Origin of the sequence: Faecalibacterium sp. AF10-46 (assembly GCF_003604105.1) — a bacterium.
Lineage (GTDB): Bacteria > Bacillota > Clostridia > Oscillospirales > Ruminococcaceae > Faecalibacterium > Faecalibacterium taiwanense.
The window spans coordinates 12973-26644 of sequence record NZ_QVGY01000015.1 but is presented as its reverse complement, the minus strand read 5'-3'; the positions used below and the strand labels follow the sequence as shown (position 1 = coordinate 26644).

The 13672-nt window shown below is 51.1% G+C and carries 14 protein-coding genes; 11 read left to right on the top strand and 3 right to left on the bottom strand.

Annotated elements, in window-relative coordinates:
- The first annotated feature begins 55 nt into the window (after positions 1 to 55).
- The 5 genes from DWV57_RS13405 (at position 56) to DWV57_RS13385 (ending at position 6590) form a co-directional block, all read left to right on the top strand.
- Positions 56 to 982, top strand: a complete 927-nt coding sequence (locus tag DWV57_RS13405) for an AraC family transcriptional regulator (protein WP_120021039.1) — start codon at positions 56 to 58, stop codon at positions 980 to 982.
- 10 nt (positions 983 to 992) lie between these two features.
- Positions 993 to 2120, top strand: a complete 1128-nt coding sequence (locus DWV57_RS13400; RefSeq protein ID WP_207666267.1) for a glycoside hydrolase family 88 protein — start codon at positions 993 to 995, stop codon at positions 2118 to 2120.
- Between the two features lie 32 nt (positions 2121 to 2152).
- Positions 2153 to 2962, top strand: coding sequence for a gluconate 5-dehydrogenase (locus tag DWV57_RS13395; RefSeq protein ID WP_120021037.1), 810 nt, complete (start codon positions 2153 to 2155; stop codon positions 2960 to 2962).
- A 15-nt stretch (positions 2963 to 2977) separates the two neighbouring features.
- Positions 2978 to 3799 carry a TIM barrel protein gene (locus tag DWV57_RS13390; RefSeq protein WP_120021036.1) on the top strand — a complete coding sequence of 274 codons (822 nt, stop codon included), beginning with the start codon at positions 2978 to 2980 and terminating at the stop codon, positions 3797 to 3799.
- Positions 3800 to 3992: 193 nt separating this feature from the next.
- Entirely contained in the window at positions 3993 to 6590 is a 2598-nt protein-coding gene (locus DWV57_RS13385) for a hypothetical protein (RefSeq protein WP_133303653.1), read from the top strand.
- 79 nt (positions 6591 to 6669) lie between these two features.
- Here the strand turns inward: DWV57_RS13385 and DWV57_RS13380 are convergent, their stop codons facing one another.
- Both DWV57_RS13380 and DWV57_RS13375 read right to left on the bottom strand, forming a co-directional pair.
- The gene (locus DWV57_RS13380) at positions 6670 to 7995 is read right to left on the bottom strand and encodes an MATE family efflux transporter (protein ID WP_120021034.1); all 1326 of its coding nucleotides are present in this window, start codon (positions 7993 to 7995) and stop codon (positions 6670 to 6672) included.
- Positions 7996 to 7997: 2 nt separating this feature from the next.
- Complete coding sequence (locus DWV57_RS13375; protein ID WP_120021033.1) at positions 7998 to 8549, bottom strand: helix-turn-helix domain-containing protein; 552 nt, start codon at positions 8547 to 8549, stop codon at positions 7998 to 8000.
- 323 nt (positions 8550 to 8872) lie between these two features.
- On the opposite strand from DWV57_RS13375, the gene DWV57_RS13370 reads away from it, so the two are divergent.
- Positions 8873 to 9496, top strand: coding sequence for a response regulator transcription factor (locus tag DWV57_RS13370; protein ID WP_120021032.1), 624 nt, complete (start codon positions 8873 to 8875; stop codon positions 9494 to 9496).
- Positions 9497 to 9685: 189 nt separating this feature from the next.
- On the opposite strand, the gene DWV57_RS13365 is transcribed toward DWV57_RS13370, so the two are convergent.
- Complete coding sequence (locus DWV57_RS13365) at positions 9686 to 10018, bottom strand: helix-turn-helix transcriptional regulator (protein ID WP_120021031.1); 333 nt, start codon at positions 10016 to 10018, stop codon at positions 9686 to 9688.
- A gap of 549 nt (positions 10019 to 10567) precedes the next feature.
- On the opposite strand from DWV57_RS13365, the gene DWV57_RS13360 reads away from it, so the two are divergent.
- The 5 genes from DWV57_RS13360 to DWV57_RS13340 all read left to right on the top strand — a co-directional run bounded on the left by DWV57_RS13360 (position 10568) and on the right by DWV57_RS13340 (position 13635).
- The gene (locus DWV57_RS13360) at positions 10568 to 11059 is read left to right on the top strand and encodes a sigma-70 family RNA polymerase sigma factor (RefSeq protein WP_120021030.1); all 492 of its coding nucleotides are present in this window, start codon (positions 10568 to 10570) and stop codon (positions 11057 to 11059) included.
- Positions 11060 to 11415: 356 nt separating this feature from the next.
- Positions 11416 to 11643, top strand: a complete 228-nt coding sequence (locus tag DWV57_RS13355; protein WP_015565159.1) for a hypothetical protein — start codon at positions 11416 to 11418, stop codon at positions 11641 to 11643.
- Positions 11644 to 11776: 133 nt separating this feature from the next.
- Entirely contained in the window at positions 11777 to 12448 is a 672-nt protein-coding gene (locus tag DWV57_RS13350) for a type II toxin-antitoxin system PemK/MazF family toxin (protein WP_120021029.1), read from the top strand.
- Positions 12439 to 13260 (top strand): DUF6551 family protein, encoded by an 822-nt coding sequence (locus tag DWV57_RS13345; protein ID WP_120021028.1) that lies wholly within the window; start codon positions 12439 to 12441, stop codon positions 13258 to 13260. Before DWV57_RS13350 ends, DWV57_RS13345 begins: the two co-directional genes overlap by 10 nt.
- 126 nt (positions 13261 to 13386) lie before the next feature.
- The gene (locus DWV57_RS13340) at positions 13387 to 13635 is read left to right on the top strand and encodes a helix-turn-helix domain-containing protein (RefSeq protein ID WP_120021027.1); all 249 of its coding nucleotides are present in this window, start codon (positions 13387 to 13389) and stop codon (positions 13633 to 13635) included.
- The last annotated feature ends 37 nt before the right edge of the window (positions 13636 to 13672 follow it).

Below are 13672 nucleotides of genomic sequence, written 5' to 3'. Positions count from 1 at the left end.
TTCCTGCGGCGATTGCCGCAGGGATACCGCCTGTTCAGGAGAAAAGGAGCATTTCATGGAAACAACATGGCTGCACAGCATGGTTCAGGGCGATGCGACCCAGTATTACCGCAAACGAAACGGCATTATGGTGGAACACATGGTTCGTCCGGCAAACTTTGATATGCGGTACAACCACTTCCATCAGGAGTACGAAATTTATCTCCTGCTCCGCGGGCGGAGGCAGATGTTTTTTGAGAACCGCGCCTATGAAGCACAGGCCGGAAACCTGATCCTTGTGGACAGCGGCCAGATCCATATGTCCCATTCCATTGTGGGCGACCCGGAATCCGAGTATGAACGTGTGATCCTCTATGTAGACCGGGATATTGTGGAAAAGGTCGATAAGATGTTCCCGGAATTGAAAATCGGTGCGTTCTTCCACAAACACTACGGCATTTACGAACTGACACCGAAGCAGACAGCGAATACCAGCCGATTGTTTCTGCAAATCATGGAGGAACTGGACAAGGCAGAGCCTATGAGCCAGACTGCCATCCTTTCAGAGTTGATTCTGGGCTTCATCCACTTCCGGCGCAGCAATCAGCAGGTCGCCTGCTTGAATGATGTGCAGGAGGGCAAGGCCAGCGGCGGAAAGTTCGATGCCGTTTATCAGGTCGCCGATTACATTTCAGATCACTTTCAGGAATCACTCTCGCTGGACAACCTTGCCGAGCAGTTCTATATCAGCAAGTATTATCTGAGCCGTTCCTTTCACGAGGTGACCGGCTTCGGCATCAACGAATATGTCAACATCCTGCGGGTAAAAAAGGCGCAGAGCCTGTTGGAAACGACAACGCTTTCCGTTTCCGAGGTCGCAAGCCGTACCGGGTTTGAGAGCATCACCTATCTGGGGCGTGTGTTCAAGAAATATCAGCACGTTACGCCTGCACAATATCGCAAATCGCTTACTTCAACCAATCAAAACAGCACAGATAAATGAGGTGTTTTTTGTGGCAAACGAAATCAAAAAAGAACTGATCCAGAAGAAGCTGGATCTCGTCATTCAGAAGCTGATGCACCTTGGTGCCCCCGAAAACGAGGACACTTTGAAAGAAGGCGGCGAGGCCATCGGATTTTTCAGCCGTGACTTCGGCATCAAGGAGTGGGACTGGCCGCAGGGCATCGGCCTGTACGGACTGCTCAAAATTGCCAAGATGCAGGATTCGGAGGAATACCGCACCTTCCTGCACGACTGGTTCAAGGAGAATATTGCGCAGGGTCTGCCTTCCCGCAATATCAATACGACCACTCCGCTGCTGACCCTGTGTGAACTGAACGAGATCTACCACGACCCTGAGTTTGAAGCTCTCTGTCTGGACTGGGCAAAGTGGCTGATGGAGTGCATCCCACGCACCCGTGAGGGCGGTTTCCAGCACGTCACCAGTGCCAACGGCGACCGTCAGGGCGTTCGTCTGAACGAGAGCGAAATGTGGATCGACACCCTGTTCATGACCGTCCTGTTCCTGAACCGGATGGGCCAGAAGTACGGCAAGCAGGAGTGGATCGATGAATCCATCAAGCAGGTGCTGATGCACATCAAGTATCTGTACGATACCCACACCGGCCTGTTCTTCCACGGCTGGTCGTTCAATCGGATGGACAACTTCGGCGGCGTGTTCTGGTGCCGCGGCAACAGCTGGTTCACGCTGGGTATTCTGGACTATCTGGATATGTTCAAGGGTACGCTGAATCAGGGGGTCAAGGCGTTCATTCTGGACACCTACAAAGCACAGGTTCGTGCGCTGCGTGACCTGCAGGGCGAGGACGGCCTGTGGCACACCGTTCTGGACGACCCCACCAGCTACGAAGAAACTTCCGGTTCTGCTGCCATCACCGCTGGCATCCTGAAGGGCATCCGCATGGGGATTCTGGATGATTCCTACCTGCCTTGCGCCCAGAAAGCCATCCGCGCCATCCTCAAGAACATCGACACCGATGGTACGGTGCTGAAAGTGTCCGGCGGCACCGGCATGGGCTATGACCGCGACCACTACAAGAACATTCTGATTGCTCCCATGGCATACGGCCAGTCGCTGACCATCCTTGCACTGGTGGAAGCACTGGAAACCTTTGAATGATATTTCACTGACCTTTATGGAGGACTACTATTATGGCTATCTGCACTCCCAAATCCTTTGACCTGACCGGCAAGGTCGCACTCATTACCGGCGCATCCTACGGCATCGGCATGGCCATTGCAAAGGCACTGGCCGCGAATGGTGCGACTATCGTGTTCAACGACATCAAGCAGGAACTGGTGGACAATGGCATCGCTGCTTATGAAGAAGCCGGCATCAAGGCTCACGGTTATGTCTGCGATGTTACCGACGAGGACGCCGTCAACGCCATGGTTGCCAAGATCACCGAGGAAGTCGGCCACATCAACATTCTGGTCAACAACGCCGGCATCATCAAGCGCATCCCCATGACTGAGATGAGCGCAGCACAGTTCCGTCAGGTCATTGATGTTGACCTGAACGCGCCCTTCATCGTGGCAAAGGCCATCATCCCTGACATGATCGCACAGGGCGGCGGCAAGATCATCAACATCTGCTCCATGATGAGCGAACTGGGCCGCGAAACGGTTTCTGCTTACGCTGCCGCAAAAGGCGGTCTGAAGATGCTGACCAAGAACATTGCTTCTGAGTACGGTGCTTACAACATCCAGTGCAACGGCATTGGCCCCGGCTACATTGCTACCCCGCAGACCGCACCTCTGCGCGAAATTCAGCCCGATGGAAGCCGTCATCCCTTCGACCAGTTTATCGTGGCCAAGACCCCTGCAGGCCGCTGGGGTGAAGCCGAAGATCTGGGTGGCCCTGCCGTGTTCCTCGCATCCGAGGCATCCGATTTTGTCAATGGCCTGATCCTGTACGTTGATGGCGGCATCCTCGCTTACATCGGCAAGCAGCCCCAGTAAAGAAAGGCACCTGCTATGAAGATTGGCTGCCGTGCCCACGATTATGGCAAGCACCCGGCGCAGGAACTGGCATTGATTCTGCACAACGCTGGTTATCAGGCTGCACAGGTCGCTGTGCCAAAGGCCATTGAGGGCATCAACGATTATCAACATATCTCGCCGGAACAGTTGGAAACCCTTCGGAGTGGTTTTTCCGCCCATCAGGTCGAGATCTCTGTGCTGGGCTGTTATCAGGACTTGAGCGACCCGGACGCAGAAAAACGTGCCGCTGCTGTGCAGAATGTCTGCCGTGTTCTGGGCTGGCAGCATCTTGCAGGCGGTCACTGCGTCGGCAGTGAAACGTCCTATCTGCATCTGGATGCAGAAGAACGCGCCGCACGGCGCGAATGGATGTTCGACAGCATTCTTCGCATCGTGGAAGCTGCTGCAAAAACAGACGCCATCTTTGCGGTAGAGCCGGTCTACTGGCATCCGCTGGACAGTCTGGAGGTGGTGCAGCAGCTCATCGACCATGTGGCCGACCCGGAGCATCTGCACTTCATCTTCGACCCGGCCAATGTGCTGGAAAACCACAACATCCCCCATCAGGCAAAGCTGTGGAATGACTGGCTTTCTCTGATCGGTTCCCGCGTGGATGCCATTCACATCAAGGACTTCACCTACGGTTCTACGGGGACTGACGATACTTATGGGCCTTGCCCGCTGGGAAAAGGCTGCATCCAGTATGATGCCATCTCCAAATGGCTGCACCAGCAGAATCGGGACATTCCGCTCCTTCGGGAAGAAGTCATCCTGAGCTGCGCCGCAGAGGACATTGCTTTTATGTCAGCCCTCTGAACCACATTTCAAACCCATCCGCAATTTGCTTTCTTCATTTTCTCCTTCATCATGCGCCCTCCCCTTTGTGGGAGGGCGTCTTTGTTTTTATCTGCCTGTGATTCTTGATAGAATGAAAAATTATTGATATAGACGCTGGGAAAAGCGGCTTCTATAATGGAGCCAGAAAGAACTTCGGAAGGGAGAATACAGCATGAAAGTACATTGCTTACAAGGACGGACGGCAAGCGGCTTTGTTACCTTCGGCGGTGTCTGGGAAAAAGGCGAGGTCCCGGCTGCATCGTTCCAGCTGACAGCACCAGACGGAAAAACACTGCCATTGCAGAGCAAGCCTATGGCGTTCTGGCCGGATGGAAGCATCAAATGGAGTGCGCATACCACCGATGCGGCACTGCTGAAAGAGGGTGCAGAACTTTTGCCAACTCCAAAAGAGCAGCCGGACAGCGGAATTCAGATCATAAAAGGCCCGGATGCCTGTACACTGGATACCGGCGTACTCCGGCTGACCGTTCCTCTGGGAGAAAACCTGCACTGTGATTTTCTGGTGCAGGATATTTCTGTTTCCGGGCGAAAGGCCGCACACAAGGTCTACCCGGTCTTTCTGCTGGAACGCCGGAACGAAACGGAAGATGTGCTGGAAACACGGGTGCAGAAGTTCCACGGCGTGGTTCAAAAGGCTGTTCTGGAAGAAGCAGGCCCTTTGCAGGCGACCGTTGCATTTTACGGAGAGAACACACACGGCGAGTGTTGCTCCATGCCTTTTGTGATACGGCTCTCGGTCTGGAAGGTCAGCGCAGAAATGCGCTTTGTCCACACCTTCCTGTTTGACGGTGTGGAACAGCGGGATTTCCTCAAAGGAATGGGCATCCGGTTTGAAACGGAGCTTTCCGGTGCGGTATACACCCGCCATGTGCAATATCTGCAAGAGGACAAGGTGTTCCATGAATGTCCGCAGAATCTGGATTCAAGGTTTCCACATCTTGGGCCGAAAGTCTGTCAGGCACAGCTGAACGGCGAGATTTCTGCTGCAAATGCGTCAGAGGATATGAAACAGGCCTCACAGGATATTCCCATCTGGCGGCAGTATCATCTGGTGCAGGACAGCAACCGACATTATGCCATTTTTAAGGCGACCCATACTGCGTGCTGCCGCATCCGCGCACAGGAGGGTGCAAGGGCACCGGGCGTTATGGCACTGACCGGAGAAAATGGCGGCGTGATGGCAGGCATCCGGGATTTCTGGCAGAAATATCCCGGTGGTCTGGCCGCAAATGCGTTGGATCAGGAAAATGCACAGTTGTCCTTGTGGTTCTATTCGCCCTTGCAGGAAGCCTATGATTTCCGGCACTATGACACCAAAAGTCATCCCATGACCTGCTATGAGGGGTTTGAAGATTTACGCCCCAGTGCCTACGGCATCGGAGTGACCAGCGAATGCCGGGTGCAGTTCACGGACAGCCTGCCCTCCGAACAGCAGCTCCGGCAGTTTGCCGACCGACTGCAAAAGCCGCCGGTCGTTGTGGCAGACCCGGCGTATTACCACGAAAAACGTGCATTTGGCTATTGGGGGCTTCCACATCCTGAAACAAAGGCCGGGGAGCAGCTGGAAACCGCTCTTGACCGGGCGTTCTCGTTCTACCAACGCGAGGTGGAAGCGCGGCATTGGTACGGCCTGTTTGACTACGGCGATGTAATGCACACCTACGACCCGATGCGCCATTGCTGGAAGTACGATGTTGGCGGCTATGCGTGGCAGAATACCGAACTGGTGCCGACCTACTGGCTGTGGCTCTATTTCCTGCACACCGGGCGTGAGGATGTTTTCAGCCTTGCCGAAGCGATGAGCCGACACGCATCCGAAGTGGACACCTACCATTTCGGCCCACTCAAGGGGCTGGGTTCCCGCCATAATGTACGGCACTGGGGCTGCTCCTGCAAAGAACCACGCATCGGCATGGCGGGACACCACCGTTTCCTGTTCTATCTGACCGGGGACGCACGGCTTGGCGAGGTCATGGAAGACGTGAAAGATGCCGACGTTTCCATGAGCCAGAACCCGCACAGCATGGAAAAGCGGCCGGATGGCGTTATTGTTCCCTCTGCTCGCAGTGGGCCGGATTGGTCGAGTTATGTGTCGAACTGGATGACCCACTACGAGCGGACACTGGATGAAGCCTACCGGCGCAAAATTGAGACCGGCATCCGTGATATTGCTGCCACACCATACGGCTTTGCATCCGGGCCGGATTATTACTATGACCCGGAAACCGGGCATCTGATCTACCACGGCGAGATTGAGAACACCCCCAACCAGCATTTGCAGATCTGCATGGGCGGGCCGCAGATCTGGCTGGAAACTGCCGATCTGCTGGAGGATGATACTCTGAAAACGCTGCTGACCCGGCTGGGCAAGTTCTATTATCTTCCGGCAGAAGAAAAGACCAGACGGACCCACGGGCAAATCGTGAACCGTCCTTTCAGCTGGCCAATGTTTGCCACGGCAGTTTCGGCATTCAGTGCGGCAAACACCCATGATGCGGAACTTGCAAAGAAAACATGGGCTGTCCTGATGGAAAGTGTTCCGCAGAACGCTGGAACAGATGCCTTTGCACCCCATTCCTATGTGAACGGTTTTGCCGCCGATGGCCCGTATCAGGAGATTCCCGGCATCTCGACGAACTGGGTATCGCAATGGTGCCTGAATACGTTGATGTGTCTGGAATTTATCCCGGATGCAATGCCGCAGGACGGTTTTATAGAACTGAAGTCGCCTGTTTCCTCCAAAAAATAAGATGAAAAAATCCCATGTCCAGACCAAAATATGGTGTAGGACATGGGATTTCTCGTAGATGCACTCGGATAGAAATAGCTTATATCAACTGAAACCTTGTCCACTTCTGAGATTTATAACGCCAAATGAAAATCGCACCGCGGAATACAAGATCCATGCTCATACCTATGGCAACTCCGATAACACCCCAGCCGAAATACAGACCAAACAGGGCCGAGAAAAGCAGCCGTGCGCCAATCGTCAACGAAATGGAAACGACCATCGTAAAGGTGACATCACCTGCTGCGCGCAGGCCATTGCCTAAGCTCCCGGCAAAAGGATAGGCAAGACCGTTAAAGATGTTGTTGATAAGTACCAGCCAGATGACCAGCGACTTTGCCTCCGGCGAAATAGCCGAATACCGCACGATGAGCGGTGTCAGGGCGAACACAAAGGCGTTCCACAAAATCGACAGTACCAGCGTGATACGATTCAGCTTTTTGAAATAAAAATTGGCGGCATCAATATCCCGTGCGCCCATACACTGCCCAATGACCGTGGTATACACGGGAGCCATTGCCAGCCCCATAATAGATGCTAGCGACCAGATACTTTGCGCCACACCGTTTGCTGCGATCTGGTAGGTGCCGAACAATGCAACCATGCTGGAAAGGGCTACCTTGACCAATTGATGCACCCCGTTTTCCAGACCGTTGGGCAGTGCAATCCCCATGATTTTCTTCTGCGTACCGCCATCCCATGCCAGAATATCCGGGCCGTGATACTGCACAGCGTTTGTCTTCTGAAAGCAGAAAGCGGTAACGGCTACCGCTGAAAGGGTGCGAGAAATGAGCGATGGCCAAGCCACACCAGCCGCTCCTAGATGCAGTCCGAACACACCCACGCAGTTGCCCACCACATTGATGATATTGGTCACAAGGGAGATATACATGGTCACATTGGTCTTACCAATGCTGCGGCAGAGGGCGGCACCAGCATCATAAACCGCCAAGGCTGGAAGCGACAGTGTGGTGATAAACAGATAGGATTCGCAAGCCGCCATGACATCCGGCTCGATCTGCCCGAACAGAAGCCGCAGGAGCGGCTTGCGGAAACACAGGATGAGTATGGTCAAGGTCGCTGAAATCAGGCAGGAAATCGTCAGCAGCTGACCGGCAGCTCTGGACGCCATCTTTTTATCGTCACAGCCGATATACTGGCTGATAATGACCGCACCGCCCGCCGAAAGAGCCGTAAACAGGAAAATCATCACCGTGTTAAAGGACGTCACCAGCGATACGCCCGAAACATCCGCTTCGCTGGAAAAGCTGACCACAAAAGTGTCCGCGATTCCCACGAACATCAGAAGAAACTGTTCAATGAACAGTGGAAAGATCAGATTTCTTAAATCCTTGTTGGAAAACATTTTTACGCCTCGTATTCCCTCACAAGAGCTTTCTGGCAGCGGTTCAGCATCCGCTGAGCCTTGCTCATATCCCAATCGCAGTAGTCTGTCGCAATCATGGCTGCGATACCATGGGTGTGCATCCAAAGCTGGTCGTGCAGTTCATCGGCGGCGGCTCGGTCAAGATGGTACTGCTCCATCAGTTCGTCTATGGTACGGTCAATTATGGGCAAAAGCACCTGTTTCATTTCGGCAAATGCCTGTGACCTCATGAATAAGAACCGGAACAGTTCCGGCTGCTGCCTGGCAAGACAAATGTACTCGATGCCGTACAGATGCACCCGTGTTGAACCGCACTCTTTCTGCATCAGTTCGACAAACTTGTTCACTGCTGTTGGAATCAGTTCTTTGCGCAGTGCATCCATATTGTCAAACGACAGATAAATCGGCTGGGTAGAGCATCCCAGTTCTGCGGCAAGGCTTTTTACATTGACAGCTTCCGTTCCGCCTTCCATCAGCACCCGGAGGGCTGCACCAAGGATCATTTCTTTTGTCACCTGTTTCTTTGCAGGCATTGTTCTGTCACTTCTTTCGATAAATCAATTTATCAATAACTGCATTTATTTTATTCTTCTGCTGGATTTTGTCAAGAGGTCTGTATAGCGTTTACGGTTCCGTATGCCAACCTCGCAATCATAGATTCAATAATGTAAATATTAAGTTTGTTCCATATAACCTTTCTGCAATATTTGATAAAATGCAAACTTATTAAAATTGACGGTGACGGTGGTAGCGTTTATACTTATAAAAGATTATTTATCTAAAAGTATTTAATTTGAAGGGCGGTGAATCTCCTAAAATAGCAGCATTATCAAAAGAACCCGGAGGTTAAAAGCAAATGGCATCTCATGTATTGGGAATTGGATATACACAAAGTACGGCCACCATCGCCAAAATCGGCATTTGGAAACAGCTTGGACTGGAACTGGACTGCACAGATGATTTTGATCACGCAGTTTGTATGCTCAGCAACAGGAATTATATCTGTGTTGCGATCTGTACAAGGGCGGTTTCAGAGGAACAGATTGAAACGCTGCAGAAAATCCAGACGATTCCAATCATTGTTACTTCTCCTGATATAATTTGTAACTATGTGCAGCCTACGGAGAGCGAAGTGCGCATTCCCGAAGAATGTCCGTTGCAATGCGAACACAAATCCACTGTGATCAAGGTCAAAAATCTGCAAATCTGCCTTGAACAGCGTTCGGTGAGCATTGATGGCGTGGCTGTTGACCTGACGGAAAAAGAGTTTGATATTCTGGCATTGCTTCTGCTGAACCAGAAGCAGGTATTCACGCATGAAATGATGATGGATGCCATCTGGCATAACGATTCTGCTTTTTACTCTCGTAATGCACTGTCCAGCCATATCAGCAACCTTAAAAAGAAACTGAAACATTTCTCGGATGTTGCAGACCTGATTAAGAGCATCCGTGGCATCGGCTATAAATTTGAACCGTAAGAATTTTCTTGGGCAAACCTTATGCAAGACTAAACCATATCGAAGAATTCATTTGGTATCATCTACCTGAAAATGGGGAGAGTTTTTCCTAATTCACATGATGATACGCCAAGAGCAGCGAAACGTCATGTTTCGCTGCTTTTTTCTTTGCAAAAAGAAAGACACCAGATGCTCACAGCATCCGATGCCTTACTTTGCATGATTCAGTTCGTCGATTCGCCGACAGATGTCGATCAGCTTTTCGGCTTCGCTCTCTGTCTTTCCGCGAAAGAAGTCATAAACACACTTTGGCACTGCATTCGGCGTTGCCGTTTCTGGGAACACGAGTGCATCCAAACTGATGTTCAGTTCCTTTGCCAGAAGAATGACCGTTTCCATCTTTGGATTGCTGCGGCAGATCTCCGCCTGCATAACAGTGCGGTGACTCATGCCCAATTTTTCGGCAAGCTGCTTCTGGGTCAGACCTCTGGCTTCTCGCTCTGCACGAACTTTTGCACCAAACTCATCCAGTGGATTGTTCATCAAAGCTCACCTCATATTCATTCTAATTCGTTCCGGTAGTTTGATAAATCACCACAAGAGTGACTTGAAGTGATCTCAAGATTACTTGCTAAACACGGGCAACCCAAAAAGAGGTGACAAAGGTGAAAATCTGTATAGATTGGATATTTAGGTTCTGCAAAGAACCGAGCAATATTCACATTAAAAATATCTTATGACGGTAAGCTGCAGCTCTTGAAGTGAGTTGCAGCTTATTTATTTGCTATCAAAACTCACACAAAAAATATCGAATGCCTGAGATGCATTAAGGGCTGAGGATACTTATACCGCTTTCCATCTTCGGATGGAAAACAGTGTCGGTACCCTTTTCTTTAGTGCATCTCTTTTTTGTTGCCAAGAAAAGCCCGCAAACTGTCCTGCAGTGAAGTGTCCTCAACCTCCGCATCCGGCGGAAAGGACACTTCATGTTTCTTTTTGCCCGTTTTTCGTGGCTGGAACTGGCCGCACGGTATCCCTAGCAACTTCGAATTTTCGACTTTTCACGTTTTATCGAAAATTTGGAGGTTTAACATGGGCTTCAACTATGGCCTGGAAAAAAAGAACTTTGACCGTCAGTGGACTATCATTCGCAAACAGTATGAGGACGCTGGCATGAGCAGCGAAGCAATTCAGGCAATGTATGAGTATGACTGGTCTGTTTTCAATGCTGCGCGTTCTTACCAGAACCATACGCAGGAGATTGCTGCCCCTTCCTTTGAGCAGGGCGAAGAATCCTATTCGCCCCTTATGAACAAGTATAAGGAAGCCATTTCCATTACCGAACACTACCACGAAACTAAGAGCCGCTTTACATGGATTGGAGGGATTGAAGATGAAAAATTACTCTTTGCTCTCGAAAACCTGAACGATGAGGACTTGGAAATTTTAACCTTGTATGTTTATGAAGGTTATAACACTGTTGAATTATCGAAAGCATATCGCATTGCACAGCAAAATATAAGCAAGCGAATTTTGAAAATCACTAAATTTTTGAAGAACTTTTATTTTCAGGGTGTAGAATGACCATTTTCGATGCCTACCAAGTGAGGGGACAATTTCAAAAGCGGCTCCCACTGCTGGCAAAATGTCCACACTCACGAACCTTGAAAATTGAAGAGTTCAGTTGTTCGGTACTTCGATAATGATACTTCCGTAATTCGCGGCCCGGTCAGAATGTAGGCGGGGTGGCTGAAATGCCAATGAAGCGGTACAAGTCCGCTGCCGAATGATTCCCCACTCGCAGGGAGCCGAGGGCGAATATGCGAGACCTTAACATATTTTATCAGGAGCGGCCGAATGCTGTTTTTGGTCTTCGGTCACTCCTGTTCTTTTACATATTTATCCGCCATTCACTTTTTCAAACACGGAGGACTACTCAAATGGATGAGTTGAATCCTACGGTGCGCGAACAGGAGATATACGAGGAGATGGAACTGACCCCGGAAATGATCAAGTCCATCCGAACCCTCTGTGCGACCTGTCTGCGGCATTTCGTAGAGGCTAAGGCTTTCAAAATCGCTCTTGTGCCGAGCGCAGACAAGAGCATGGATGTATGCACCGTCTGCCAGACCCGGCGCGGTCACGATTACGTTGTCATGCACCGCTGATGCGGGTGCTTCATTCCAATCACCGGGGAGGTGATTCGTACCGTATAAATAAAACCGCTTTCATATTTTAACAGAAGCCCGCTGCCTAGGAGGTACAGCGGGCTTCTTACATATCCAAACGGAGGTTTCGCAATTGGAATCAACTTTAAAATTCCAACGCGGAGACATCTATTTCATTCGACTGGACAGCAGCACAGGTTCCGAGCAAAGCGGAACCCGCCCTGCGGTCATCCTGCAAAACGATGTGGGCAATACCTATTCACCGACTTTGATCGTTGCGACTTTGACAAGTAAGACAGAAAAGAAAGCTGCGCAGCCGACCCATTGTCTGGTGGAACCGGAAAAGCTGGAGCCTTCCATCGTTCAAGCTGAGCAGATCTTCACCATTGACAAGAGCCGTGTCCAGAATTTTGCAGGACACCTCACCCCGGAAGAAATGAGCCGGGTCGATGATGCTGTGAAGATCAGCCTTGCCCTGAACCCGATGGGGAGCATCCAGAAGCTGAAACCAATCATCCGCTCCACAGCAGCTTACGCGCCGCCTGAAACGGTTGATGGAAAGCCGCCTGTCTATCCCTACACGCCCATCAAATCCGATTTTGAGGACGCAGGGACGGTCGAAGAAATGATGTTATACACCGAACTGCAATCCGCTGTTCATGCCATGATCCAGCGGCTCGAATACAGCTTCACCTTTAATCCCAGCCTGCTCACCAGCCCGAAGCGTAAGAAGCAGGTGGCTGAGATTTTGACCGAAGCCGAAAAATACATTTGGCGAATCAAGGAGGAAATGCGATGCGCCTGAAAAACGACACGAACAATTTTGCCGCTTCTTTCAATATCACCCCGCCTTACCAGATGATGGTGATTCACAGTAGTAAGCTGATCTATCCTCGTGAGGTCTATCAGCGGCGAGTACATCGCAGTCAGGTGGAACTGATTGCCACCGACTTTAACGAGTATATCGCCAACGAGCCGAAAGTCAGCTTCCGCAACGGCAGATATTATGTGGTGGACGGTCAGCACACCATCGAGGGGCGCATTCTCCGCAATGGCGGCAAGGATTTGCCGATTCTCTGCAAGGTCTACACCGGCTTGACGATGGAGCAGGAAGCCCTGTTCTTTGCTGAGCAGAACGGCCACTCCGCACCCCTGACGGCGGGCATCAAGCTGCGCGCCAAGGTCGTGGGCGGCGATGCTCCGTCCAAAGCGTTTCTCGCAGCCACCAACCGGGTGGGTCTGGCGTTCAATTATGACAGCCTGCAGCTGAGCGACTACCGTATCAGCTGCGTGGGCACCGCTCTCAAGCTGTACAACCAGATGGGCGAGAAGATCTACTGCGAATCCCTGCGGCTGATCGTGGCTGCGTGGGACGGTAAGCCCGATTCGTTCCGTGCATCTGTCCTGCGGGGCGTGATGCACTTCGTGGAACTGTATCATGGTGAGTTCAGCGAAGAACGGCTCGTCCGTGCGCTGGGCAGCGTCCATCCTATGGAGATCTACCGTGTCGGCAGAGATAATCCCGCCAAGCTGCCCGGATGGAAGAAATACGTTTTCCCCATCTACATGGCCTACAACGGCAAAGGTCGCAAGGACGCTCTGCCGATGAAGTTCTAAAATCAAGCATATCCCCTTGGCAATATGGGCGGCATCTGTATAAATGCCGCCCATATATTACATATAGTATCTTCTTGTGCCTTATAAACATAATGAACATATTGAACTGAAATGGAGCGAACTACGATGAGTGAAATTGCATCCTGCACGTTGATTCAGCAGGACGAACATACTCGTCAGACAGAGAAATATCTGACCATGTTCAAAAAATATCCTGATGTCGTATCGGTTGAGATTCTTCAGGAAATGCTGGGCATCTGCCGCAAGAATGCTTATCTGCTTGTTAAGGAAAACAAGATTCGCTCTGCTCGTGTGGGGCGCAGTTACAAAATCCCGAAACTCTGCGTTGTAGAGTATCTGGTCAATCAAACTTGACCATCAGGAGGGATGCGCGTCCTAAAATCCCTTGCGC

Bases quoted from the DNA above. Each gene is read 5' to 3' on its own strand.
- DWV57_RS13390 (WP_120021036.1), top strand. From the start codon at position 2,978: ATGAAGATTGGCTGCCGTGCCCACGATTATGGCAAGCACCCGGCGCAG.
- DWV57_RS13385 (WP_133303653.1), top strand. From the start codon at position 3,993: ATGAAAGTACATTGCTTACAAGGACGGACGGCAAGCGGCTTTGTTACC.
- DWV57_RS13340 (WP_120021027.1), top strand. From the start codon at position 13,387: ATGAGTGAAATTGCATCCTGCACGTTGATTCAGCAGGACGAACATACT.
- DWV57_RS13355 (WP_015565159.1), top strand. From the start codon at position 11,416: ATGGATGAGTTGAATCCTACGGTGCGCGAACAGGAGATATACGAGGAG.
- DWV57_RS13370 (WP_120021032.1), top strand. From the start codon at position 8,873: ATGGCATCTCATGTATTGGGAATTGGATATACACAAAGTACGGCCACC.
- DWV57_RS13360 (WP_120021030.1), top strand. From the start codon at position 10,568: ATGGGCTTCAACTATGGCCTGGAAAAAAAGAACTTTGACCGTCAGTGG.
- DWV57_RS13345 (WP_120021028.1), top strand. From the start codon at position 12,439: ATGCGCCTGAAAAACGACACGAACAATTTTGCCGCTTCTTTCAATATC.
- DWV57_RS13380 (WP_120021034.1), bottom strand. From the start codon at position 7,995: ATGTTTTCCAACAAGGATTTAAGAAATCTGATCTTTCCACTGTTCATT.
- DWV57_RS13405 (WP_120021039.1), top strand. From the start codon at position 56: ATGGAAACAACATGGCTGCACAGCATGGTTCAGGGCGATGCGACCCAG.
- DWV57_RS13365 (WP_120021031.1), bottom strand. From the start codon at position 10,018: ATGAACAATCCACTGGATGAGTTTGGTGCAAAAGTTCGTGCAGAGCGA.
- DWV57_RS13375 (WP_120021033.1), bottom strand. From the start codon at position 8,549: ATGCCTGCAAAGAAACAGGTGACAAAAGAAATGATCCTTGGTGCAGCC.
- DWV57_RS13395 (WP_120021037.1), top strand. From the start codon at position 2,153: ATGGCTATCTGCACTCCCAAATCCTTTGACCTGACCGGCAAGGTCGCA.